The sequence below is a fragment of the Chryseobacterium herbae genome (genome assembly GCF_025154075.1).
GTDB classification, from domain to species: Bacteria; Bacteroidota; Bacteroidia; order Flavobacteriales; family Weeksellaceae; genus Chryseobacterium; species Chryseobacterium herbae.
This window is the reverse complement of sequence record NZ_JAOAMU010000005.1, coordinates 159236-182850: the sequence shown is the minus strand read 5'-3', so window position 1 is coordinate 182850 and position 23615 is coordinate 159236. Positions and strand designations below refer to the sequence as shown.

The window sequence follows — 23615 nt, the reverse complement described above, 5'->3', positions numbered from 1 at the left end:
AGCTTGATTTTAAAAAGCCTCTCATTTATTGAATAACTTCTTTTTGCTCTCGCAGATTATGCAAATAGAGCTGATTAGTAATATAAAATCTGCACCATCTGATTCATCTGCGTGAAATTTTAAAATACGTGAGGTGTATTCATTTCCTTCATCAGAATCAATGAAATTGATTCCGCCTTTGCCTCCCTTTATAAAACATTACAATAATTTTCTTTGCGTAAAAAATTAAGAGTATTCTCTCAAATTTAACGCATGATTCCATTATTAAAAAGAAAAGGGGTTTATATAAAACAGAAAAACCCGGAAATTTTCCGGGTTTTGTATTGTATCTGACGCAAGAAAACAAGCTTTACATGGAAAGAGATTGATTTTATGAGATCCAAAAACCTCCATCCTCCCGCTTCCATCTTCCTTACTTCATTTTAAAGCATTCCTAATTCAAACTTCGCTTCTTCACTCATCATATCCTTGTTCCAGCTAGGCTCGAAAGTAAGCTCCAAATCCACGCTTTTCACGCCCTCCACTTCTGCTACTTTGTCTTTTACTTCCTGTGGCAGGGATTCTGCAACCGGGCAGTTCGGGGTAGTAAGGGTCATTATAATTTTTACATCGCCATCTTCGGAGATCTGTACATCATATATGAGGCCTAATTCGTAAATGTCTACCGGAATTTCTGGGTCGTATACGGATTTTAAGACCCTGATGATTTCCTCACCAATGTCAGCAATTTGATCGTCTGTAAATTTCATTTTTTAATCTAGATTGATATTCCTTTTCAACAAATCTTCCTGACGCATACGCCGGAAAACATTTGCCAAAGTTAAGACATCTTTTTCACAATAGTTCACAATTCGTTCCAAGTCTTTCTCTATGTAGTAGATTGATGAAACCATTGAACCGTCTATATCATCTTTGGGCGTAGGAATTCCGAAGACATGAGCCAGTAATTCCAGGGAAACAAAACTTTTATAATCACCGAATTTCCAAAGCTCCATTGTGTCGATATGTGGGATTTCCCAGGGCTTTTTTCCAAACATCTGAAACGGAACCGGCGGCTGCATGCCATTGATCAGGAAACGTCTGGCGATCCATGGAAAATCAAATTCTTTTCCGTTGTGGGCGCAGAGAATGATATTGTTCAGTCTTGGGCTGTTGAAGAGCTCTCCGAATTCCTGAAGCATTTTTTTCTCATCATGACCTGAAAAGCTTTTAATTTTTAACGTGTCATTCTTTTCTACCATTCCGATGGTGATGCAGATGATCTTTCCAAACTCGGCCATAATTCCTGCCCGGTCATAGAATTCTGCAGCGGTCATCTCTTCTTTTCTCTGAAATCTGGTTTTCTTGTCCCAAAGTTTCTGTTCGGTTTCAGGAAGTTCTTCCCACGAACCGGATCCCGGAACGGTCTCAATATCAAGGAACAAAACTTTTTCTAATGGAATGTGCTGTATCATATGTGTTTGTGTTTTTTATCCTACCTGCATTCCGTTTTTTACCGGAAGGGATGGTGCTAAAAGGGTAACATCTTTCTTATCTTCTCCATAAACGCCCAATACCAGACATTCGCTGAAGAAGTTAGCAATCTGTTTTCTGGGAAAATTCACGACGGCCATCACCTGTTTTCCTACGAGTTCTTCTTTCTGATAAAGGGAAGTAATCTGCGCGGAAGATTGTTTAATGCCAAGATCTCCAAAATCGATTTCCAATTGATAAGAAGGATTTCTTGCTTTCTCAAAATCATTGACGGCCAATATAGTTCCGCATCTTATATCTATTTTCTCAAAGTCTGTCCAGGAAATTTCCGGTTTTAGCGTCATGATAATGAATGGATTAAATGTTCTACGTCTGTTTTTTCTCCAGTATATTTTTGTTGCAGCTCTGATCCTTCGCCCATTCTTCTGTAATATTCCAGTGCTTTATTTCCAAAGAATTTTTTGTGAAAATCCGAGACTTCCGGAACCTGCGGAAAGACTTTATGGAAAAGCATTTCATAGTACGCTTGAAATTCGCGCTCGTTTTTGTCTTCAACTACTTGACCGGGAGCTTTCTGCCGTACATGAAGCATTTCGTGGGCAACCATATTCAGGACGAGATTCAGATCAAAATCAAATAAATTCCTGGGGATCATTACTTTTTGAGGTCCTCCTAATTCTCCTTCTGCCGTTAAAAGCATAGAAGTAGGCGAAAGTTCTTCCCTAAAACCAAAGCCGGCAAAGTTTTCATGCTCCAGACTGAAAGAATGGATTAGAAATTTCGCGGCATCCAGAATTTGGTCGTGTTCTTTGTAAGCTTCAAGATGTAAATTGATCTGCTCGAAATTCATTCAGAATATGTTTTAAACAAATGTATTAAAATATTGAAAAACTTGGTAGTGTCTTGGGATAAAATAGAGAATGGTGGGTGCTGAGATTGGATATAGATCTTCAGGACTCCTCCTCAAATGATTGAAAATTATTCCGAAATTTTGACAGTTAGTAAATAGATAATTCTATAGGATTATAATTCTTTGCTTTATCAGCCGACTTTTTTCTCAGCATATTTAAAGTTTCTTTATCTTCAATAACGTCATTAAATTGATTTTGATCTCCTATTTCTTTACGCTGGTAATCAAAAATTTTGGATTTATCAACAAGTTTAGCATCTGTATTCATGTTAGCAGATTTGCTTGTATATTTTCTTTTTCCAAATTTATATAATGTATAATGGTAGTCATTATTTTCATCATAAACTTCAAGAATAAGACCGGGTAATTTATTGAATTTATAGGGACCAAATGGAAAAGGAATATCTTTAGTGAAATAAGCAATCCACGTTCTTCCATACTTTTTTGTTATTGCTTTTTGACATTTATAATTACCTATCTTCTTATATTCGTTTTGAAGCTTCCAATCTATATCGTTGGTTTCTTCATATTTGAAATTTTTATTTGATATAGGAGCAGTAACATAAATTTTTCCATTGGTTGTGCCAATATTTTCGCGAAAGAATGTATAGTATTTAGAATGTTCATTGATGTCACTTTTATCATTCAACTTATTTTCATACCGTAAAGAATCCCCTACGTATTTGTTCATATTCTTGAAGTAAGATTCTTTTTCATTAATTAATAATGCAAATGCATCTTCCTTAGCTATTGTATTTCCTTTCTGACTTTTATACTGTAATTTATAGTCCGCCTCATAGACAACATTGAAACTCGTTTGTGAGAATATTTTTGCAGATAAAATGATAAATAATAGGGTAAGTTCTTTCATATAGTAAAAGTAAAAAATCCATAAAACTAATTATGGATTTATATTTAATTAATATTTATTAATTAGTGAGTGTATAGGACTATTTGCGCTGTTTCACCACAAACTGCATAGTTCATTGACTCTAAAATGTTTGTAAGATGGGTTGTGCTCATCCCCTCTTCTCCACTTACAGCAACAATTTGTCCGCAAGAAGTTCTAAAATTAAATTTTGCACTTACAAGAGCTCCTATTGAAAGTGCTCCGAAAATAAGTAATTTTTTCATGATTTAAATTAATTTTTTAATTAAGGACCAAATATAAATAAATAAGTGAATCACTTGATTTTTTTTTTATTATGTTAAAATAAAGGACCATTTAAAATTTGTTTTCAGTTTGTTTTGGAATGAAAGAACAGGAGAGATTTTTAATAAAATCTAAATTTTTGTTTTTTTCTTAGAAGATGTTCCTTTTTTTATATTTTTAAAAATCATTATAAAACAGTAACATGGATTATACATCATGGAATCTTAGAGGGATTTCCTTTTTTAAAGAGGAAATTATCGACCTTTCTGATGAAAAAATAAATAGTTATCCATCAATAAAAGCCTTTCAGCAAAACGGATTCTATACACCAGAAATTAGAGAAAAGTTGTGTGATTATCTGGAGAATTGTCCGGCGATTGTTTCAACTTCTTACAGACGATTGAATGCTTACACGCTTGAGCCCACCTTCTCTTTAACCTATTTTGCAGATGGGGATTTTATTTTTACCAACTTGTTACAAGAATATATACAGTATGATAATTTTGTTTTGCCTCAAAAATGGTATGAATTAATTAAAACCCGGGATTATCTTCATGAAGGGTTTGAATTAAATATTGAAAAAATGGTATCAGGTGAAATTGATGTTTTCAAAAATTTTGAAAGAAGTTTTGATGAGGCAAGTATGATTAGAAAAGTAATTTTATAATTGATTAATGAATTGATAATATTTGTATTATGTATTTTATTTCAATTCTTTAATTAAAGGAATTCAACTTGTTTTGAATACATAAGAATATAAAAAAGAGCCCTGACTTGGGATCAGGCTCTTCGTATAAAGAAAAAAAATTGGTTAAGGATGTTCGTTTCGGGCTTTGATCACGAGATTCACGAGATCTGAACCGCCACTTGCAAAGTTTTCACTTGGGTTATGGGCACTTTGAGTCGCTACAGCGTAAGGAGCACCATCCCAGTATCCCCAGAACGGGCCGCCGCTTTGTCCCGGCCAGATATCGGCTTTGTGGCTCATGCTTTCATTGTCATCAGCACTCCAGAAATCACCATCTAAAGCAATGTCTGTTTGATAAGTAGGTCTCTGTCCGCCAGTTAAATCTCCTGGATAACCCGCATGAGTCCAATAGGGTTTCCCGTCCCATGCATCGGTATATGATTTTGCACCCATCCAGCCTGTGCTGTTTCCGATAGGTCTGTCTAAGACAATTACCACATAATCATATTGAATTTCCGTAGAATCAATGGTAGGTCCGGCTACTTTGTATTTGTAATAAGTTAGTGTTCCCCACGCACTTCCGTAAGGAGCACTTCCGTTATAATACATTGGGGTAAATTTTAACCAGCCTGTGCTGTTGTTAGGCTTCCAGTCTACAATATGGGCACAGGTAAGGAGATGTCTCGGACCAATCATTACTCCGCTTCCTGAGCCTAATGCGCTTTCTACTTTTCCCACGCATCGCCATGGGTAAGCTGTAGAATTATATACTTTTCTCTGATCGGGACCGAATATAGTTTTTACCCCTTCTGTGGTTAGGAAAGATTCTCTTTCAATGAATTTTGGTTTACGGTCTTTTTTAGCTTCCAGTTTTGGCTGATATTCAAAATCTGAATGGGTAGGATAGAAGTGATCGGTCTCAAGGTCTTTTCCTTCTGCTGCTTTTTCATTGGCAGGCATTCCTATGGATTTCATTCCTTTTGGGTAAGACCGTCCGTCAATGGTTTCCATGGCAGGTCCCTGGTTAGTTAGTTTTTCGGCATTCGCCAGTTTTTCAGCTGATTTTGCTTTAACGGTTTTAAGTCTTGACACTTCTTCCGCCGTCATTGGTTTGGTATTTTCAGTTTTAGACATGATTATTGAGTTTTTAATCAGTTTTTTCCTACTCTTTGGATGGCTTTTCGGATTCCGCCAATGGTTTTTATGAGAATATTTTTTGAGAAAATTCTGCAGTGATGCTTTCTGTCTGATTAATTTGTGCAGCTCCCATTGCGGCTAAGGCCATCGCAACCTGTTTGTCGAGTATCTTTCTGACAATATTACCGTTGGTAGCACGAAGGATTTTACAGAAATGATAAGTGAAATAGCCTCTTATCTGCCCACTCATATTTCCTTCCATAGATACCTGATTGTCTTTACAGGCAGCCCACAACGTATGATTCAGGCCGGCTACAGGAACCAGAGCTTTAGTCATGGTCGTTACTTTTTTTGAATTTTTGGAAGATTGCAGTTCGCTGGCATAAGTCATATAAAATTCGTCTTCGAGCATGGGCGGAATGAAACGGGGCGCTTCATATGTAAGTTCCAGATCCAGTCCGAGATCTATTTTTCTGGTTCCGGTTCCTGAATGACAGCAGTCAAAAATAACTTCCAGATTGACTCCTGCTTTCAGTTTGCTGAGTATGGCTTTAAAATCGTCATCACGGATCACTCCGGCACTTGCATAATCGTGTGGACAAATGGCTTCGTCCAGTCCGTCTATTTCCAGATCTGCTCCGATATTGGCGACTCTTGTTCCATGTCCTGAATAATAAAAGACCAGTGAATCTCCTTTTACACTGCTGTTCACCAATGTTTTAAGGTAATTTAATATATTGGCTCTTTTGGCATTCTGATTGGTGAGAATTTTAATATTTCCCGGAGCAAAACCACAAATCACCAAAGTGTTGGCCATATCTCTGGCATCATTTACACAACCGTTTAAGTCCGGTCCTCCTGATCCTATAGGTGCATAGTCATTGATTCCTACGACAAGTGCTTTTTTCATTTCGATTAGTTTTTAAAATTTCCCCTACTCTGTTTCGGCTTTTCGGGTTCGGCCTTCATGGATTAGTTTTACAGGACAAAATTCCATTATTCTAGGGAGTGAAAACAGAGGGAAAGGACTGATTGTGTGGTAGGTAAAACACCTTTTTTTGATTTGGATGATTTTTTTCAACCACAGATTGTACGGATTTACACAGATGACTGTGTTGATGATTCTAGGTATTTGGAGGGTAGAAATTCTTTTTTTACGCAAAGATTCATCTAAGAAGCGTTGAGTTTTGAGGTAGGCAAAGAGTTCGACTCCGTCGCTGATGAAGCTGGTGGATAAAAACGTGTGCTTAGTCGAATCAATGAAATTGATTCCTCCTTTGCACTCCTAATCCTATGCAGCATTAAAATCGAACTTTGCGTTAAAAAAATAAGCCTTCTTTTTTACAACCGATCCTCTTTAGAAGGATACCAATTAAAGGAAAATTGGAAAATCAGAAAATTGGAAAAATTAACCACAGATTGCACGGATTTACACAGATGATTGCGGGTATTTGGGGGGAAATAAGAATCCTTTTTTAAAACTGAATTATTTTATGGATGATTAGAATGCAGGAAAATTGAAAAATCCGGTAAATTGTAAAAATCTACCGGATGAGTGATTGAGTTATAATGGTTTTGGACTATGTTGATTTAAAAGGAAAAATCAGATCAGCATAAGTCATGTTTTAAAGCAAAAAGAACCAGGCCGACTCTGTTTTTGATTTCCAGTTTTGTGAAAACGGAATCTCTGTAGCCATCTATGGTTTTGGGACTAAGAAACATTTTATCAGCTATCTCTTTATAGGTAAGCTCGCTGCAGGCCCATTTGATAAATTCTTTTTCCCGGTCTTTTAATTCAGATAAAAGAGAAGCTGTTTTTAGATCTTCCGTTCGTACTTTCAATAATTTCTGAGCAACAAAATCAGTATAGAAACTTCCTTTATCGAATACCGTGTCTATAGCCTGAAAGAGAATGGATGGCTGCATATCTTTCAACAGGTAGCCTTTTGCTCCGGCCTTCAGCATTTTGATGAGAACTTTTTCGTCATCTTCCATGGTAAGGGCAATTACTTTGATGTTCGGATGATGTTCGGTAAGCCATTCCGTAGTTTCTATGCCGTTTTTGTAGGGCATATTAATGTCCATCAGCACTACGGCGGGTAATTCCGGGGCTTTTTCTATGGCAGCAATAAAATCTTCTCCGTTGGGATGATTCATGATCACGCTGTACTGAGGATTTTCCATGATCATATTTTCCAATGCTTTGGACATTAAAGTATGATCATCTACAATGGCTATGGGAATGGTTTTCATATGATGTGTTTGTAATAGGTTACTGAGGTCTGTGTTCCTTTATCAAGCTCCGACTGTATGGAAAATTCTGCGTGAATAAGTTTGGCTCTGAGTTCCATATTTTTCAATCCCGAACCGTCCTGTATTTTGGTGGTGTTAAACCCTTTTCCATTATCAGAGATGTTGATTCGTAGGGTGTTATGGTCATCTTCCAGTTGTATGGATACATTTTTGGCCCTGGAATGTTTCAAAATATTATTGATGCTTTCCTGAATGATGCGGAATAGGATTAATCCGTGTTTGGGAGAGATATCAATATCCTGTTTCTGGGTAATGAATTCTATTTTTAATAATTTCAATTTCTGTATCCGTTTTACTTCTCTTTCTATAGATTCCGTCAGTCCGAAATGAATAATCTGCTCGGTGATCAGCGTTTTGGATAAATTTCTGATATCCTGAATGCATTCACCCAACAATTCACTCAGCTCGTTCAGTTCTTCTTTTTCAGCATTTTTCAGTTTGGAAATAAGCTGGTTTTGCCGTAAACGAACTACAGAAAGCTTTTGCCCTACGTCGTCATGGAGTTCCTGCCCGATATAATTTAGAGTCTGCTCTTTTATTTCAACCTGTGAAGTCGCCAGTTCTTTTTCAAACCGCATGTCTTTTTCTTTCTGCTCGAGCAGGAGGGTCGTTTTCTTTTTGATAAAGACCACATAGATGAAGATCATCGTCAAAACGACGATCAGTAAAGTAATGGTAAAGGTAATGACCAAATTATTTTCTTCCATACTTCAATAGGTGATTATCCGACTTTGTCCTGTTTGTTTAAAAATAATCCTAACATCAGTATTCCATTACTGATCAGATTCAACATGAATAAAATAAAAAAGTAGATATGCTCTGAAACCGTTGTTCTGAAATATAAAATAGGAATACTTCCAATAAATAAAATCAGTAAAGAAACCGAAATCCAGAAAGGCAGATAATTATTAAGATCCAGTATTTTATCGGAATTAAAAGTCTGATATAAAAATAAAATAATGGAAAACATCAGTAAAAGGATATCCGTATACAGCATATTAAATGAAAAATGATGCAGGAGATCTTCTTCTATATAAAACATCACTATAATATTGATTACAAAAAGGATCAACAGGATTAACTGAATCTTTTTCAGAACCGGCCAATACAGCAATTGAAAATAATACAGCAAATAGAGGAAAAAAACAATCATTAAAAAGCCAATCACAAAAAATATTTCAGTAGACCAATTCGTAGCTTTAAAGTAGAAGTAGCAAAAAATATCAATAAGGGAAAATAATATATATCCTACGATAAAAAATAAATTCTCTTTCCCGATTTTCCTGTATTTGACGATCATTAAGGCCATCACTACAACGGATAAAACTATAGATATTTGCTTCCCGATTTCTATATTCCAGTTCATGACTTTATTTTTTTTATGGCATATCTGCGGTGGACACTTTAGGTGGAGGCGCCAGATTGGTCATATTCAGGACCTGCATTTCTTTGATGTTTGTATTTTCATCTGATGATGTCTCTGTTGTTGATCTGGCCATTGTGTTGCCGTTTTTGCGTTTTTGCGCAGTGGGTACCAGAAATATAGTCTGATAGCCGGCATATTCCGGTTTTGCCATTTTGTTTTTAGGATGATTTAATGGATATTTTCCCATATAAATTCTGATTCCCGGATTTTTAAGGTGCTGTTTTTTGGCAGTTTCTTTTACATACTTTAGGTAGCCTTCCATATCTTCTACAGAAAACCAATACCAGCGTGAATCGGGCTCTCCGTTTCGATATTTGGTGAGAACGGCATTGTTGGTTACGGTATATTCATCATAAAGTACCCGGCCTTCTTTGTAGCTGATCAGTTTCTTTTTATAACTGTCACTTACAGGTTCTGTGGGCGGGTTGGAGCAGCGGGTGCAGCTTAACGTGCAAAAACTTAAAATAAGAACAGCCAGGAGCGGTCTTAGATTTTTGAATAGAAAAGGAGTTTTCATTTTTTATGGTTTTTAATTTTATAAAACAAAATTAGGGAACTGCTTAACTTTACAAAAGAGGGAAAACACTGTTTTTACGCTTAATAAATTTACAACATTTTGTTTTGACTTTCAGTAAGATAAATCATTTATAAACAATGGCGGCCCAGTGCGGTTTTCAGACGATAATTTATGAAACGGGAACAAGATTAGGACGATCTTACAGATTTATTGAGGAATTAAATGTTTAATTAATTCACAGATTGTTTAAATATTTTTAATAGTCTACTAGATTAGTAGGCTTATATGATTTATCTCATACGCTCACTTGATTGAGTTCGTGAATAATTAAATACTTTTGACACAGTTAAAAAAAGTTAAAATTTATTCTCATGAATAAAAATTCGTTTAATCCTTACTTATGCATCAACAGAGCTGCATCCATTCAACAGAATTGTTGTGGAAGTGTATGCCTTTCACAACATCAACTTATCATTCACGATATGTGTTTTGACCTGATGATGGACAGAATGATGACCAAGGCATAAGCTTCAAAACACAGACATTACTGTAGGAATTAAAACGAAGTAATTTCAAAATTTCTTTAAGACAGGGAATTCTCCTGTCAGTTTCAACATTTTCTATCTGACAATCTCCCCGAAAAGGGAGAAGAGGATTCTTGTTCCTTGATCGGAAGGAAAAAACAGTAGTGCAGCCATTCAACTTTAAATCTAAAATTCATATAATGAGGAGAACACAATGTAAAATTGGTGCATTGGCCATGATTCTATTGGCAGAATTGGGCTTTGCACAGGAAAAAGACAGTATTTCGAAAGAACAAGCCATCAAGGAAGTGGTAGTTGTTGCTTTTGGAAAGCAGAAAAAAGAAGAAATAACAGGATCAGTACAATCCCTGAAAACCAAGGATCTGGCCAATCTTCAAAACGGAAATATTCTTCAGGGGCTTGGAGGGAAAGTAGCTGGAGTACAGGTGATATCATCCGGTCAACCGGGATCGCAGCCTGTCATTAGAATGAGGGGAATAGGTTCCATCAATGCATCAAGTGACCCACTCATTGTTCTTGATGGAATTCCTTACAACGGAAACCTGAACAGCATTCCAGGGTCGGATATCGAGAGTATTTCTTTTCTTGAAGATGCGTCTTCCAATGCCCTGTATGGTTCCAGAGGGGCAAACGGTGTCATCATCGTGAATACGAAAAGAGGAAAATCCAAAGGCCTTCACATCGAGGCAGATGTGAAAACAGGGGTGAATTTCAGATCCATTGAAGATTATTCGGTGTATACATCGCCACAGGATTATTATATGGCGTATTATAACCGCGCAAGAGTGGGTGAAGTGGCAAGATTAACGCAGCCGGGAGCAGTCCCTTCCGGAGCCAGCCCTCATGATGTAGGTCTTACAGCTTTGAATAAATTGGGGTATAATGCTTTTAGCGTGCCTTTTAGCCAACTGATAGGAAAGGATGGCGTTTTTAATCCTGATGCTAAATTATTATACCAGGACAACTGGAAAAAACTGATTTTTAAATCTGGACTACGAAGAGAAGCCAGTGTAGGAATCACAGCAAATGGGGATCAGGTAAAATCTTATACCTCATTAAATTACCTGGATGATAAGGGATATCTTATCGGGTCCGGGTTTGAAAGATTTGGAATAAGATCCAATCTTGATTATGCGATTACCCCAAAATTAAAACTAACCAGCAGTCTTTCCTATACTTACAGCAAACAGGATTTCGGTGAAACGGGAGGATTTTCCAATCCGTTTCAGTTTGCGAGAAATATAGCGCCTTTTTATCCTGTTTTTCTGAGGGATGACAGTTATAATGTTCTTTATGACAACAGCGGGCAAGTATTGTATGATTACGGAGATGGTCAGGGACCCAACGGAGCCACAAGATCTTATGCGGTTTTTGAAAATCCTGTTGGGAATCTTCAGTATGATAAATCTCAGACAACCAATAATATAACGAATATTAATTTAGGTCTGAATTATGAAATTATTAAAGGATTAGATTTCACGTATAATTTCGGAGGCTATCTGGAAAACACAAAAAACCTTCAGTTTGGAAACACATTGGGAGGAACTTCTTCATCGGTAGGAGGGAATATCAGCATGGGATCTGTTTTTAAATATACCTTAAACCATCAGCAATTGTTGACTTATCAGAAAAAATTTGATAAACACAGCTTCAATATTCTGGCGGGACATGAACTGAATAAAATAAAAAGTGATGGCTTTTCAGGAACCAAACAACAGCTTTTATTACCCAATTCGTTGTCTTTTGATAATGCTGTAAGAATCACCGACTTATCCGGAAACGGCTATGAATATGCTGTGGAAGGTTATTTTACGAGATTGCTCTATAATTATGACAGTAAATATTTCTTTAATGCCAATATCAGAAGAGATGGTTCTTCGGTGTTTTCTCCGGAGAGCAGATGGGGTAATTTTTATGGTTTGGGCGTAGCATGGAATGTGGCTAAGGAAGATTTCCTTAAAGATAATACAGTCATCAATTCATTAAGACTAAAAGCTTCTTACGGGCAGCAAGGAAATGATAATATTTTGCTGGATGGTTCTACAAGAGACTATTACGCCTATCAGGATATCTACGGAATCAACAATTTTGGAGATGACAAACCTGTTCTGTCCCTTAAAAAACAGGGAAATAAAGATCTGAAATGGGAAACTTCCAAAAACCTGAATGCCGGATTTGAAATCTCTCTTTTAAAAAACAGGATTAATCTGAATGCCGATTATTTTGAAAGGAAAGTATCAGATATGATCTATGCGCTTCCTTTGCCACCGTCCAACGCCGGTTCGTTTATAAAATACGGAAACATAGGAGATATGATCAACAAAGGGGTTCAGGCCAATCTGAGTCTGGAAATTCTCCGTTCAGATCAGCTCCAGTGGAATGTATACGGAAATGCAACCCATTACAAAAACAAAATCACCAAACTGCCTGCCGAACAAAGAAATACAGGTCTTGTAAGCGGTCTGTTTATTCTGTCGGAAGGCGGCGACAGATATACCTACTATCTGAAAGAATTTGCAGGCGTAAATCCTGAAAACGGGGATGCACAATGGTATAAAACTGCTTTTAACCCAGCCACACAGAAAGAGGAAAGAACGATTACCAATAATTATAAAGAGGCAACAGATTATAACACCGGAAAATCAGCGATTCCTAAAGTATATGGTGGTTTCGGGACCGATTTCGCGTATAAAGGAATCAGTCTGGCCGTTAATTTTGCCTATCAATTTGGAGGCTATGGATATGATGATATCTACAGATCTTTATTCCATTCCGATACGTATGCTTCCAATTATTCAACGGATTTAAGCAATACATGGACCCCGGAAAACCCGAATGCAGCCTTGCCAAGAGTAGATCTGACCTCAACCAATCAGAACGGGAATTCTACGCTTTATCTGATCAAATCTGATTACATCAGCCTTCAGGATGTTACTTTATCCTATCAGTTGCCGGAGAGTTTTGCACAACAGGCTGGCTTATCAGGTCTGAAAGTATATGTCACAGGAAACAATCTTTACTTATGGTCTAAAAGAAAAGGATATGATCCGAGAGCTTCATTAACCGGAGTATCAGATGCATACAGATATTCACTGCTGTCAAGCGTTTCTTTAGGCTTCAAATTAAACTTTTAAAAAACAGATGAAAACAATAAAATATTTTATAGCAGCTCTATCCATCAGCGTGATCACAAACAGCTGTGCCAATGATTTAAATACACTACCGGAAGGCGATATTTCCGGTGAACAGTTAAGTAACGACCAGTCCAAACCCGAAAAAATATTAGGCGGAATCTATCTGGATCTCCGTAGCAACGGGGCCGGAGGTTCTACAGCGCATTCTGACTTCGGAATTATGGCGATAAAAGGAGGTTCTGATCTGATGTCGAATGATGTGATACAGGCCACCAATCAGCATCTGGGAATGTTTTACAATTATGAAGCAACCAATGCGAGTAATTCTGCATCAGAATTTGTATGGACTACTTTTTATGCAAGGATATTTGTGATCAATAAACTCCTTGATGATTTAAAAAGCGACACTAAAAACAATAATGCAGCCATCAAAGGGCAGTTATTGGCACTGAGAGCATATTCTTATTTTTATCTGGTTCGTTTCTATGCTAAAAGCTACAAAGACAATCAGTCGGCTCCGGGACTTCCGCTGGTGCTGACGAGTAGTAACCAAAGTCAGGGTCTTGCAAGATCATCGGTGTCAGATGTTTATCAGCAGATTAAAAGAGATATTGAAGAATCTATCGTCCTTTTGGATACGTATGCACGTCCGTCCAGAGCTCAGATTGATCAAAGAACAGCGAAAGCCATTGCCTCTGAAATATACCTGGAAACGGGAGATTACACCAGAGCAGGAAAATACGCGAATGAAAGCAAGCAGGGAATTGCGTTGATGACTGAAAATGATTATACCACAACCGGATTCTCAAATATCAATAACCCTGAGGTTTTATGGGGTTTCCATAACACGGTATCTACCATGAGCATCGGAAACTACTATGCTTCCTTCTTCTCTATGTTTGATAATACCAATGAAGGTTATGCCGGTGCTGCAAAAATTTACAAGCTGATCGACAAACGTCTTTATGATGCGATACCCACCACCGATTACCGTAAAAAAGTGTTTAATGGAAGCCAAGGGGCTGCATATACTTTCAATGCCAAGACGAAAAACTATCCAGCTTATGTGAACTGGAAATTTAAAGATCCTACGCTTTTTGAAGGAGATTATATTTACATCAGGGCGTCCTCGCTTTATTATATAGAGGCGGAAGCATTGGCCAGACAGGGAAAAGAAGTAGAAGCGAGACAGGTTTTATATGAAATCACTTCTAAAAGAAACAGTGCATATACCTTATCCATCAAGACAGGAAACGAGCTGATCAACGAGATTCTTCTCCAAAAAAGAATTGAGCTTTGGGGCGAAGGTTACGCCTGGTTTGATATGAAAAGACTGGGAACACCACTGGAAAGAATATATCCGGGAACCAACCATACTTTCGGAAGGCTGAACCTTTCACCGGACAAATTTATATTTCAGATTCCTAACAAAGAGATTAATAACAATCCGCAGATTATACAGAATTGATAAAGCGGATCACAGATTTGTTTTAAAATGGATGGTGATTAAAAACATAAAAACCGGAGTCATTATATGCTCCGGTTTTTTTAATATCTTATTCTGAATCTTATCTTTTAGTTCTTAAAAAACAAATTCAAAGTAGCCTTTGCATTTAGTAGCGCTACCACCTTTGGAGACCAGGTATTCAGCAAAATACAAACCGTGGTTTTTTGTTTAGGGAAGTAGTATGCTCTACCTCCAAATCCGAATACATGGCCATCATGTCCAAGGGCAACTCCCTGATCAGTTTCCAGCTTCATCAGGCCAAGGCCATACTGTTTATTATACTTCAGATCAGGTTCAAGGTGGGTAGGATCATTATCAACGAAAGTTTCCAGCTGCTGCATGGATGCCGGAGAAAGGAGTTTGCCGGTGATCAAAGCTTCTACAAATCTGGTGATGTCCGATGCCGTAGAGATCATTCCGCCATCTAAGGCATCCTGGCCACCAATTCCGTTATTGTCTATTTGAGTGACGTCATTCAGGCTGTTTCCTGTAGGATCATCTGTATAATATGATCGGGTCAGTTTTTCCGGAAGTACAGTACTGGCAGAGGTATCAAGCAAACCAAGTGGATTGATAATCTTCTGATTTACGACCTCGTAAGAGGATTTGCCCGTGACCTTCGTGATAATTAAAGAGAGCAGAAGATAATTGGAGTTGCTGTAATATCCGCTTCCAACAGGGTCATCCGCCGGTTTATCGTAAATAAGACTAAGCGTTTGTGCTGCTGAATAATTCGCAATACTGCCATCAAAAACACCGGCTGAAATATCCTGCAGATAATTTCGGATACCTGATCTGTGATTGAGACATTGCTCGATGGTCACTTCATTAGCATTTGTAATATGGTCCGTGATACTTTTGGGAAGGTATTTATTAATTTTATCCTTGATGTTGAGCAGACCTTCCTCCTGTAATTTCAGAATTGTGGTTGCAGCAAACATCTTGGTCATACTCCCGATCCGTAGTTTCCTGTCGGGGCTCATGGCGATATTTTTTTCCCGGTCTGCCTTTCCTCCGGTTCCTGCCCAGGTTCCTTCAGGTGAAATGACAGCGATGCTTACGCCTACAGCTCCTGCAGCCATAAACTGATCTACAATTTTCTGATACTGATCAGAATTCGATGGGGTTGTAACAGATGGGACGGATGTGTTTTCGTCTTCACAGGAATTGGTTAATATAAAAACGGCCATTACGGCAGCGATAAACCTTAGTTTTTTCATAAGAAAATTTAATATTTTTTGATTAGGTGTTTAAATTTAAAGTCAAAATATTAATGATTAAAATGAGGATATGAACATGGTCGCTCAGTTTTTTATCTCGTTTTAAAGCTTTCTTATATAGGATTATTTTATGCTAATGTATTAAGAAAAACCCAACGCTGATCCATTGTTGTTTTAATAAATTTTTAATTCTATAAGAAGAGAATAAACGGTTTATATGGTATCGCTTTCTCAAAAGAATTTCTCCAAGTGTAATGATTCCGTTCACTCAAAACAGCTAGCCCCATTTCTTCTACACTTAATTAAAATCATGACACACTTAATAAGTCCTGATTGTGGGATTTTATAGCAAGAAGTAATTTCAGACAAAGAATATGTATATGAAACCAATTTTCAAAAAGCAGTATATGATGATACTGTGTTCGCTGTTTTTTCTCTGGAGTTGTGAAGATGAGCTTCAACAAAATAAGAAAACAGACAATGAGCTATTATTAAAAAACACCTCATCAAAGGTATCATTACCCTGTTCCAGCCCATCCATATACAACGGGATGCTGGAGTTTAACGATGAAAAGCAATTCAATTGTTACTACGACTATCTGGTAGATGTAGCTGCCACACCCAGTGAAGACATGAGTGAAAATGATTTTTTACTGGAAGTAGAACAAGTTTTGGGACTGAACTCCCTTAGAGCAGATGCTTTTACAAAATTTGAACAGAAAAATGCGATCGGTTGGAGTTCTTATAAGGAAATTCCTGAAGAACATTGGATTACTTCCAATATCCTCCGCTCTATTTTAAATGTAAACAGAGAAGTAAAAGTAGGGAACTATGTATTGAGGTATATCAATCCTGAATTTATAGTTTCTGTAAAGGCAGATCATCCAGAAGTACTGAAAAAAGTAGAAGCACTGGGGGATAATCCTTCATTGGAACAGCTATTAGAGCTCGATCTGGCCAGAGAAATTATATCAGTATCCTCGGCTAAAAATGTACAAAGGGAGTTCGGAACCGTTGATTTTGCAGATGCCAAAGGGATAAGAGGGACACCCATTCCTATTCAGATTTTCAGATTAAGCGGTACCGTTTATGAAAATTTTACCTGCGGAAGTCCCGGGAAAGTAAGATTTGAAGGATTTACATTAAGCCGTCTGTCGGTTCCCCAACAGGCCAGATACAGGATTGAATTTAATGATGGGACGAATGCTGCAGAGGAATTTATGCTCTTTCCTAATCAGTATATTTTACCGGTTATCGAGCACGTTTATCCAGCTACAAATACTACTTACCATCCTACAGTGAAAGTAAAGTCAATCAGCCCATACAGTAACGCAAGCGCATGGAATGTGGTTCAGACCTATAACGTTTATGTGAGGGCGATGGATCAATCCTGTTCTATGGCTACAAAGGGAGGATTACAGGATATGATCATTAACCAATCGAATGTATTGAGAGGAAAAATAGATTATTACAACTGGCATCCTTTTCCTATTGGTGGAAACAGGTCATCCCTGGCTGGCTGGACGGAATTGCATCATATTGACGGTAATGGCAACTGGAACAGAAGAAAGGATAAAAGCACAACTCTTTGTGTCAAATTTGTAGAGGGTACACTGTATCAGGGACAATTCAATTCTTCGTTCAGTTCCAGTTTTTGTTTGGATCCTATTTATCTGCCGAATGAGTACGAATGCAGATCAAATACCAATCAGAAGAGGGTAGAGAGACATATGGGAATGTACAATACGAATACCTACGCAACAGCAGCATTGTCTTCCTTTACGGTACAGCATGAAGTAGGAACATCGGATGGGGTAAACGGAAGTTTCAAGCAAACGATATACGGCTGCCCATAATCTGACCTGTTTTGATGTTTAATATAAAGACCTGACAATTGTCGGGTCTTTTTCAGTAAGATAGAGACAAAATAAAATATTCTTTCTATATTAATTCAAAATTTCTTCAGAATTGAGTATTTAGATTTGCATCATGAAGTTACTGATCATAGAAGACGAAACCGAGCTGGCGAAAAGTATCTCCGAATACCTTTCGGAAGAAAACTATTTGTGCGAATTTGCATCCACATTCAGTGAGGCGATGAGTAAAATTGAAGCCTTTCATTACGATTGCATTCTGTTGGATATCACATTACCGGATGGTAACGGGCTTACTATTTTAGAAGAACTCAAAAAGCAGAATAAGCAAGACGGAGTAATCATTATCTCTGCTAAAAATGCTTTGGACGACAAAATAAAAGGGCTGCAGCTGGGAGCAGATGATTATCTCACGAAACCCTTTCATCTCTCAGAATTGATGGCCAGGATTTACTCTATTATCCGCAGGAAGCAATTCAGCAACTCCAATATTATCAAGCAGAATGAATTACAGATCGATCTTCTGGCGAAAACAGTTTCCGTGAATGATCAGACCATTATTCTCACTAAAAAAGAATTTGATTTACTCATCTATTTTATTGGAAACAAAAACAGGGTGATTTCTAAAAGTACTTTAGCAGAAAATCTTTCAGGGGATTTTGCAGATATGCTGGACAATCATGATTTTGTATACGCCCATGTGAAAAATCTGAAGAAGAAATTATATGACGCGGGCTGCGACCATTATCTGAAAACGGTGTACGGAACAGGATATAAATGGGAAAGTAATTAAATAACGGACACATGAAACCATTATTAAGCAAAATCACGAAACCATTTCTGATCTATGTACTTTGTGTACTGGTCATCAGTATTCCTGTGTATTATCTGGTGGTGGATACCATCTGGAAAGCAGAACTGGATGAACACAATAAAATTATCGCTGAGAAAACAGCCTATGAACTGAACCGTTTAAAACTGACAGATCAGAAACTTGCTGAAAGTATAAAACTCTGGAACAGTATCCAACCCGGAACGGATATTCAAAATATAAAAAAAGAAGACCTGTTAAAAGACAGTATTTATACTTTTGAAAAACAGAAATCCTATACCAAAGAACCTAATATTGACCGTTTCAGAACACTTTCAACCGTTATTTACGTCAATAACAAACCATTCCGTTTTACCGTTGAAACCAATATCGAAGAATCTCAGGAAACCATTGTGGTCATTGCCATAACTACCGTTTTCTTCTTTATCATGATTGTTTTAGGACTTTTGTTCATCAACAGAAAGCTTTCGGATTCGGTATGGAAACCGTTCAGGGATACTTTGGAGAAATTAAAGAAATTTAACCTGAACAGTCAAACCAAAATTGAATTTAATCCTAGTGATACTACTGAATTTGAAGAATTAAATCAGTCATTGAGCAAATTGATAGAGCATACTATTTCGGCGTACAAAACCCAGAAAGAATTTACAGAAAATGCTTCTCACGAATTACAGACCCCATTAGCCATTCTGAAAAATAAATTAGATATTTTACTTCAGAGCGAAGATCTTACAGAAAAACAATACCGGATTGCTGAGGAAATGAATAAAGCTTTAACGAGAAGTTCCCGGATCAACAAAAATCTTTTACTCCTTGCCAAGATAGAAAACAACCAGTTTGATAACTCGGAGAAAATTCGGTTTGATGCCATCTTAGACCAAAGTATGGAGGCGGTACAGGAACACTTTGAACAGAAAAATATTTCGGTTGAGGAAGACAATTCATCACAAGTACAGGTGAATGGAAACAGCAGCCTTATTGAAATCCTGATCAATAATTTACTGTTGAATGCCATCCGTCATACGCCGGTTCATGGTTCAATTTCCGTGAAACTGACCAGCTCCGTTTTTGAAGTAGCCAATTCCGGGACAGAACCATTGAATGCAGATCTTTTGTTCAAAAGATTTTCAAAATTATCTTCGGAAAGTGGGGGAAGCGGCTTAGGATTGGCCATTATCAAAGAAATTTCTACATTCCACGGATGGAAAGTATCCTACAGATTTGAAAATGGTCACCATGTTTTTTCTGTAAAATTCTAAATTTCTTCTAAATCGGGTTGGAATTTTGTGTCATTAATTAATCTTAAAGACATCCACTCATGCAAAAAAAGAGTTTAGTTTTTACACTTTTTATTTCACTACTGTTTATCAATTTTTCTTTTGCACAGATATCTTCTGTCACTATTTCAGGTATCATTAAAGATAAAACAAACAAATCGGCTTTGGCCTATGTAAATATATTGGCAAAAACTGAAAAAGACACCGCATTTGTGGCGGGAACGATCACTAATGAAGAAGGCCGATTTTCCTTGGCCAATATAAAACCGGGAAATTACAAACTGGAAATATCGATTTCCGGATATCACACACAGAATCAGCCTCTTTTTATCGGAAGTCTTTCTGGATTTTTGGAAATTCCGCCCATTGAACTTGATCAGAATCAGGGAGGAACGGAAACGAAAATCGAAGAAGTGGTGGTGTCAGCTTCGAAAAAGAACGAAATAAGCAACCAGCTTGATAAAAAGACCTATTCCGTTGCGGATAATATCAGCCAGAGTGGAGGATCTGTGTTGCAGAGCATGCAGAATTTACCGGGAATTACCGTTCAGGACGGGAAAGTACAGCTACGCGGAAATGATAAGGTCACGGTTTTAATTGATGGCAAACAAACGGCATTAACGGGTTTCGGAAGTCAGACAGGGCTGGATAATATTCCATCCTCGGCCATTGATAAAATAGAGATCATCAACAATCCGTCTTCAAAATATGATGCGAACGGTAATGCGGGAATCATCAACATTATCATGAAGAAAAACAAGCAGAATGGCTGGAACGGTAAAGTAGGATTTACCGCCGGACTGGGCTCGCTTTGGGAAAGAAAGCAGAATCTGCCAACCATCAGACCACAATATACTTTAACGCCGAAAATCAATCCGTCGGTTTCGCTTAACTACAGAAAAGATAAGGTGAATGTCTTTTTGCAGGCAGATAATTTATATACCCAAACCCTTAATAAAAATGAATTTGTAACCAGAACTTATGATGATGGAACTGTTATTAATTCACAGTTAAAAAGAAACAGGAACACGAATTATCTTACCACCAAAGCAGGAATAGACTGGAATATTGACACTCAAAATACATTGACGGTTTCCGGGCTTTACGGAAGTGAAAAGATTATAGACCGTGGAGATCAGCCTTTTTTCAATGGCGATTATACTCAACGCCTACGCCTTTGGCAGTTTTTGGAAGATGAATTGAAAACGACGGTGATGGCTACGGCAGCCTATCAGCATAAATTTAAAGAAGCAGGACATTTGTTAAACGTAGGATTCAATTATACGTTCCACAGGGAAGATGAAAAATACTTTTATGACAATTATCTGCCGGCTTCTACGGGAACGGATGCTTTTAAACTGTTATCCGATGAACAAGTCTATGATTTCAATGTAGATTATGTAAAACCTTTGAAATATGGACGCATTGAGGCAGGAGTCAAACTTAGAAACAGAAGCATTCCTACCGATATGAATTTTATGCCGGGAACCAACTCCGTTCTGGATGTCAATGCAGGAGGAAAAGCAGCTTATAAAGAATTAATTCCCGCGGTCTATGGAAATTATATTTTCGAAAATGAAAAATGGGAAGCGGAACTTGGTGTACGACTGGAATATGTAAAAGTTCAGTATGATGTCAATCCAAACCATCCTACTTACAAAAGCGACAGTTATAATTATACACAGCCATTCCCCAATTTGAGATTAGCCTATAAACTAAATGATCATAATAAACTGTCTATATTTTATAACAGAAGAGTAGATCGCCCGAACGAAGTAGATATCAGGATTTTCCCGAAATACGACGATGCCGAAATTATTAAAGTAGGAAATCCAGGTCTGAGGCCCCAGTTTACCAACTCAATAGAGATGGGGCACAAATACAATTGGGATAACGGTTATCTGTACTCAGCTTTGTACCATCGTTTTGCAGATGGAACGATTACCAGGATTTCCAGTACGGCACCACAAAGTAATTTAATCTATGCTGTATTTCAGAATGCAGGAAAAAGCTACAATTCAGGTTTGGAAATGATCTGGAATCAGAAAGTGTCGAAGGTGTATTCATTCAATGTCAATGGAAATCTGTATCGTAATCAGATCAATGCTTTTTCGGTGGAAAATCTCTATCCACAGCCTGTTGTTTTCTCAGCGGACAGACAGACGGCGGTTTCCGGAAACTTAAAATTCAACAATACATTCAAATTTTCTAAAGGATTTGATGCTCAGGTTACTGCTGTTTATTTAGCTCCGGATATTATTCCGCAGGGGAAGATAAAATCAAGATTTTCAATAGATATGGGCGTGAAAAAATCTATTCAGAACGGAAAAGGAGAACTATTCCTGAACGCATCGGATCTTTTGAATACGATGGTGACTAAGAAACAGATTCAGGGCTCAGGATTTAAGTACACTAGCTATGATCATTACGAAACGCAAGTCGTAAGGCTGGGGTACAGCTATAAATTTTAATAACCAACTAATACTACTATCAAAATGTCAATTGTTCATCAGAAAATAACTGTCTGCTGTATTGTTTTATTGTCAGCATGTGGCAGACTCGCCGCTCAAAATGATTCGGTTCAGGTGCAGAAGCCTCAACAGGACAGTGCGGTTACACTGAATAAAAAGCCCGCTTTAAATTACAAAAGCTTGATCATCCCTGCCGCTTTTATCAGTTATGGAGTGGCCAGTTTAACGGTAAAAGACCTGAAGCAGCTCAACTTTTCTACCAGAGACGAGATCAATGAGCATAAGCCGGATCATATCAGGTTGGATAATTATACACAATATGCACCCGTAGTTCTGGTCTATGGCTTAAATGCAGCTGGAATTAAGGGGAAACATAATTTCAGAGACCGGACCATTATTTATGCTACATCGCAGATCATATCAGCAGCCATTACGCTTCCTCTGAAACATATTGTGAAAGAAGAAAGACCCGATCAGTCTAATAATCTTTCTTTTCCGTCCGGGCACACGGCGGCCGCTTTTTCTTCCGCCCAGTTTATGTTCCGGGAGTATAAAGACACCAATTTCTGGCTGAGTTTATCAGGTTATCCCATTGCTGTTTTTACAGGAGCCTACCGAATGCTGAATGATAAACACTGGGTAGGAGATGTCGTTGCAGGAGCAGGATTTGGTATTCTTTCCACAGAACTGGCTTACTGGCTTTTTCCTAAAATCGATACCCTGTTAAAAGGTAAAAACAAAAATACGGCGACCATGGTCATGCCTTTCTATCAGGATAAAAGCTTTGGAATAGGACTTGTTAAAACTTTTTAATATTGTAACCTGAGATTGGGGTAAAGATTAAAAATTCCATCTATACATTAATTGGGATAAGAACATTGAGATGATAAGATTGAAAAAATGCGGATTGGAATTATTTTTTTCCTTGCGACAATGCTCATCACCGTGATATACTGGTAGATATTTTCGGATGACTTTTTATATTCAATAGGGGCGGGCTTCAGCCCGCTTACAGGATATACGCACTGCAAAAGGCTTTAGCCAAAACTTACTGTCCAATAGTAACTTCCATCCTCCATCTTCCATCCTTTTTATCTCCTTCTTATCCCAGACTCAGGTTATTATACCAGATAAAGGC

22 protein-coding genes are annotated in these 23615 nt (G+C 37.6%); 9 read left to right on the top strand and 13 right to left on the bottom strand.

Features of this window, described 5'->3' with window-relative positions; genetic code table 11:
- Window positions 1-422 precede the first annotated feature (422 nt).
- The 6 genes from N0B48_RS16115 to N0B48_RS16090 form a co-directional block, all read right to left on the bottom strand.
- Entirely contained in the window at window positions 423-749 is a 327-nt protein-coding gene (locus N0B48_RS16115) for an SUF system Fe-S cluster assembly protein (protein ID WP_259839879.1), read from the bottom strand.
- A gap of 3 nt (window positions 750-752) precedes the next feature.
- The gene (locus N0B48_RS16110; RefSeq protein ID WP_259839878.1) at window positions 753-1454 is read right to left on the bottom strand and encodes a 3'-5' exonuclease; all 702 of its coding nucleotides are present in this window, start codon (window positions 1452-1454) and stop codon (window positions 753-755) included.
- Window positions 1455-1469: 15 nt separating this feature from the next.
- A complete protein-coding gene (locus N0B48_RS16105) occupies window positions 1470-1817 on the bottom strand; it encodes a tRNA-binding protein (RefSeq protein WP_259839876.1) in 348 nt (115 codons plus the stop codon).
- A complete protein-coding gene (locus N0B48_RS16100) occupies window positions 1814-2323 on the bottom strand; it encodes a hypothetical protein (protein ID WP_259839875.1) in 510 nt (169 codons plus the stop codon). The genes N0B48_RS16105 and N0B48_RS16100 overlap by 4 nt, the downstream gene beginning before the upstream one ends.
- 148 nt (window positions 2324-2471) lie before the next feature.
- Window positions 2472-3254 (bottom strand): GLPGLI family protein, encoded by a 783-nt coding sequence (locus N0B48_RS16095; RefSeq protein ID WP_259839873.1) that lies wholly within the window; start codon window positions 3252-3254, stop codon window positions 2472-2474.
- Window positions 3255-3316: 62 nt separating this feature from the next.
- A complete protein-coding gene (locus N0B48_RS16090) occupies window positions 3317-3517 on the bottom strand; it encodes a hypothetical protein (RefSeq protein WP_259839871.1) in 201 nt (66 codons plus the stop codon).
- Window positions 3518-3738: 221 nt separating this feature from the next.
- Here N0B48_RS16090 and N0B48_RS16085 point away from each other — a divergent pair, with 221 nt between their 5' ends.
- Window positions 3739-4203, top strand: coding sequence for a hypothetical protein (locus N0B48_RS16085; RefSeq protein WP_259839870.1), 465 nt, complete (start codon window positions 3739-3741; stop codon window positions 4201-4203).
- Between the two features lie 144 nt (window positions 4204-4347).
- Here N0B48_RS16085 and N0B48_RS16080 read toward each other — a convergent pair whose 3' ends face one another.
- From N0B48_RS16080 to N0B48_RS16055, 6 genes are all read right to left on the bottom strand, one after another.
- Window positions 4348-5358: a trypsin-like serine peptidase gene (locus N0B48_RS16080; protein ID WP_259839868.1), complete on the bottom strand. Its 1011-nt coding sequence runs from the start codon at window positions 5356-5358 to the stop codon at window positions 4348-4350.
- A 67-nt stretch (window positions 5359-5425) separates the two neighbouring features.
- A complete protein-coding gene (locus tag N0B48_RS16075; RefSeq protein ID WP_259839864.1) occupies window positions 5426-6271 on the bottom strand; it encodes a caspase family protein in 846 nt (281 codons plus the stop codon).
- Window positions 6272-6969: 698 nt separating this feature from the next.
- Complete coding sequence (locus tag N0B48_RS16070) at window positions 6970-7614, bottom strand: response regulator transcription factor (protein WP_259839861.1); 645 nt, start codon at window positions 7612-7614, stop codon at window positions 6970-6972.
- Complete coding sequence (locus tag N0B48_RS16065; protein ID WP_259839859.1) at window positions 7611-8381, bottom strand: sensor histidine kinase; 771 nt, start codon at window positions 8379-8381, stop codon at window positions 7611-7613. Before N0B48_RS16065 ends, N0B48_RS16070 begins: the two co-directional genes overlap by 4 nt.
- A 14-nt stretch (window positions 8382-8395) precedes the next feature.
- Window positions 8396-9040 (bottom strand): hypothetical protein, encoded by a 645-nt coding sequence (locus N0B48_RS16060; protein ID WP_259839856.1) that lies wholly within the window; start codon window positions 9038-9040, stop codon window positions 8396-8398.
- A gap of 13 nt (window positions 9041-9053) precedes the next feature.
- The gene (locus N0B48_RS16055; RefSeq protein WP_259839855.1) at window positions 9054-9617 is read right to left on the bottom strand and encodes a hypothetical protein; all 564 of its coding nucleotides are present in this window, start codon (window positions 9615-9617) and stop codon (window positions 9054-9056) included.
- A gap of 371 nt (window positions 9618-9988) precedes the next feature.
- Here N0B48_RS16055 and N0B48_RS16050 point away from each other — a divergent pair, with 371 nt between their 5' ends.
- The 3 genes from N0B48_RS16050 (at window position 9989) to N0B48_RS16040 (ending at window position 14764) form a co-directional block, all read left to right on the top strand.
- A complete protein-coding gene (locus N0B48_RS16050; RefSeq protein ID WP_259839854.1) occupies window positions 9989-10144 on the top strand; it encodes a hypothetical protein in 156 nt (51 codons plus the stop codon).
- A 197-nt stretch (window positions 10145-10341) separates the two neighbouring features.
- Window positions 10342-13296, top strand: coding sequence for a SusC/RagA family TonB-linked outer membrane protein (locus N0B48_RS16045; protein WP_259839852.1), 2955 nt, complete (start codon window positions 10342-10344; stop codon window positions 13294-13296).
- Window positions 13297-13303: 7 nt separating this feature from the next.
- Entirely contained in the window at window positions 13304-14764 is a 1461-nt protein-coding gene (locus N0B48_RS16040; protein WP_259839851.1) for a RagB/SusD family nutrient uptake outer membrane protein, read from the top strand.
- Between the two features lie 107 nt (window positions 14765-14871).
- Here N0B48_RS16040 and N0B48_RS16035 read toward each other — a convergent pair whose 3' ends face one another.
- A complete protein-coding gene (locus N0B48_RS16035) occupies window positions 14872-16023 on the bottom strand; it encodes a serine hydrolase domain-containing protein (RefSeq protein WP_259839849.1) in 1152 nt (383 codons plus the stop codon).
- A gap of 380 nt (window positions 16024-16403) precedes the next feature.
- On the opposite strand from N0B48_RS16035, the gene N0B48_RS16030 reads away from it, so the two are divergent.
- The 5 genes from N0B48_RS16030 to N0B48_RS16010 all read left to right on the top strand — a co-directional run bounded on the left by N0B48_RS16030 (window position 16404) and on the right by N0B48_RS16010 (window position 23290).
- Window positions 16404-17879: a hypothetical protein gene (locus N0B48_RS16030; protein WP_259839847.1), complete on the top strand. Its 1476-nt coding sequence runs from the start codon at window positions 16404-16406 to the stop codon at window positions 17877-17879.
- Between the two features lie 133 nt (window positions 17880-18012).
- Window positions 18013-18690 (top strand): response regulator transcription factor, encoded by a 678-nt coding sequence (locus N0B48_RS16025; RefSeq protein WP_259839846.1) that lies wholly within the window; start codon window positions 18013-18015, stop codon window positions 18688-18690.
- An 11-nt stretch (window positions 18691-18701) separates the two neighbouring features.
- Window positions 18702-19988: a sensor histidine kinase gene (locus N0B48_RS16020; protein WP_259839842.1), complete on the top strand. Its 1287-nt coding sequence runs from the start codon at window positions 18702-18704 to the stop codon at window positions 19986-19988.
- 59 nt (window positions 19989-20047) lie between these two features.
- Window positions 20048-22477, top strand: coding sequence for a TonB-dependent receptor domain-containing protein (locus N0B48_RS16015; protein WP_259839840.1), 2430 nt, complete (start codon window positions 20048-20050; stop codon window positions 22475-22477).
- A 24-nt stretch (window positions 22478-22501) separates the two neighbouring features.
- Window positions 22502-23290 carry a phosphatase PAP2 family protein gene (locus N0B48_RS16010; RefSeq protein ID WP_259839837.1) on the top strand — a complete coding sequence of 263 codons (789 nt, stop codon included), beginning with the start codon at window positions 22502-22504 and terminating at the stop codon, window positions 23288-23290.
- The last annotated feature ends 325 nt before the right edge of the window (window positions 23291-23615 follow it).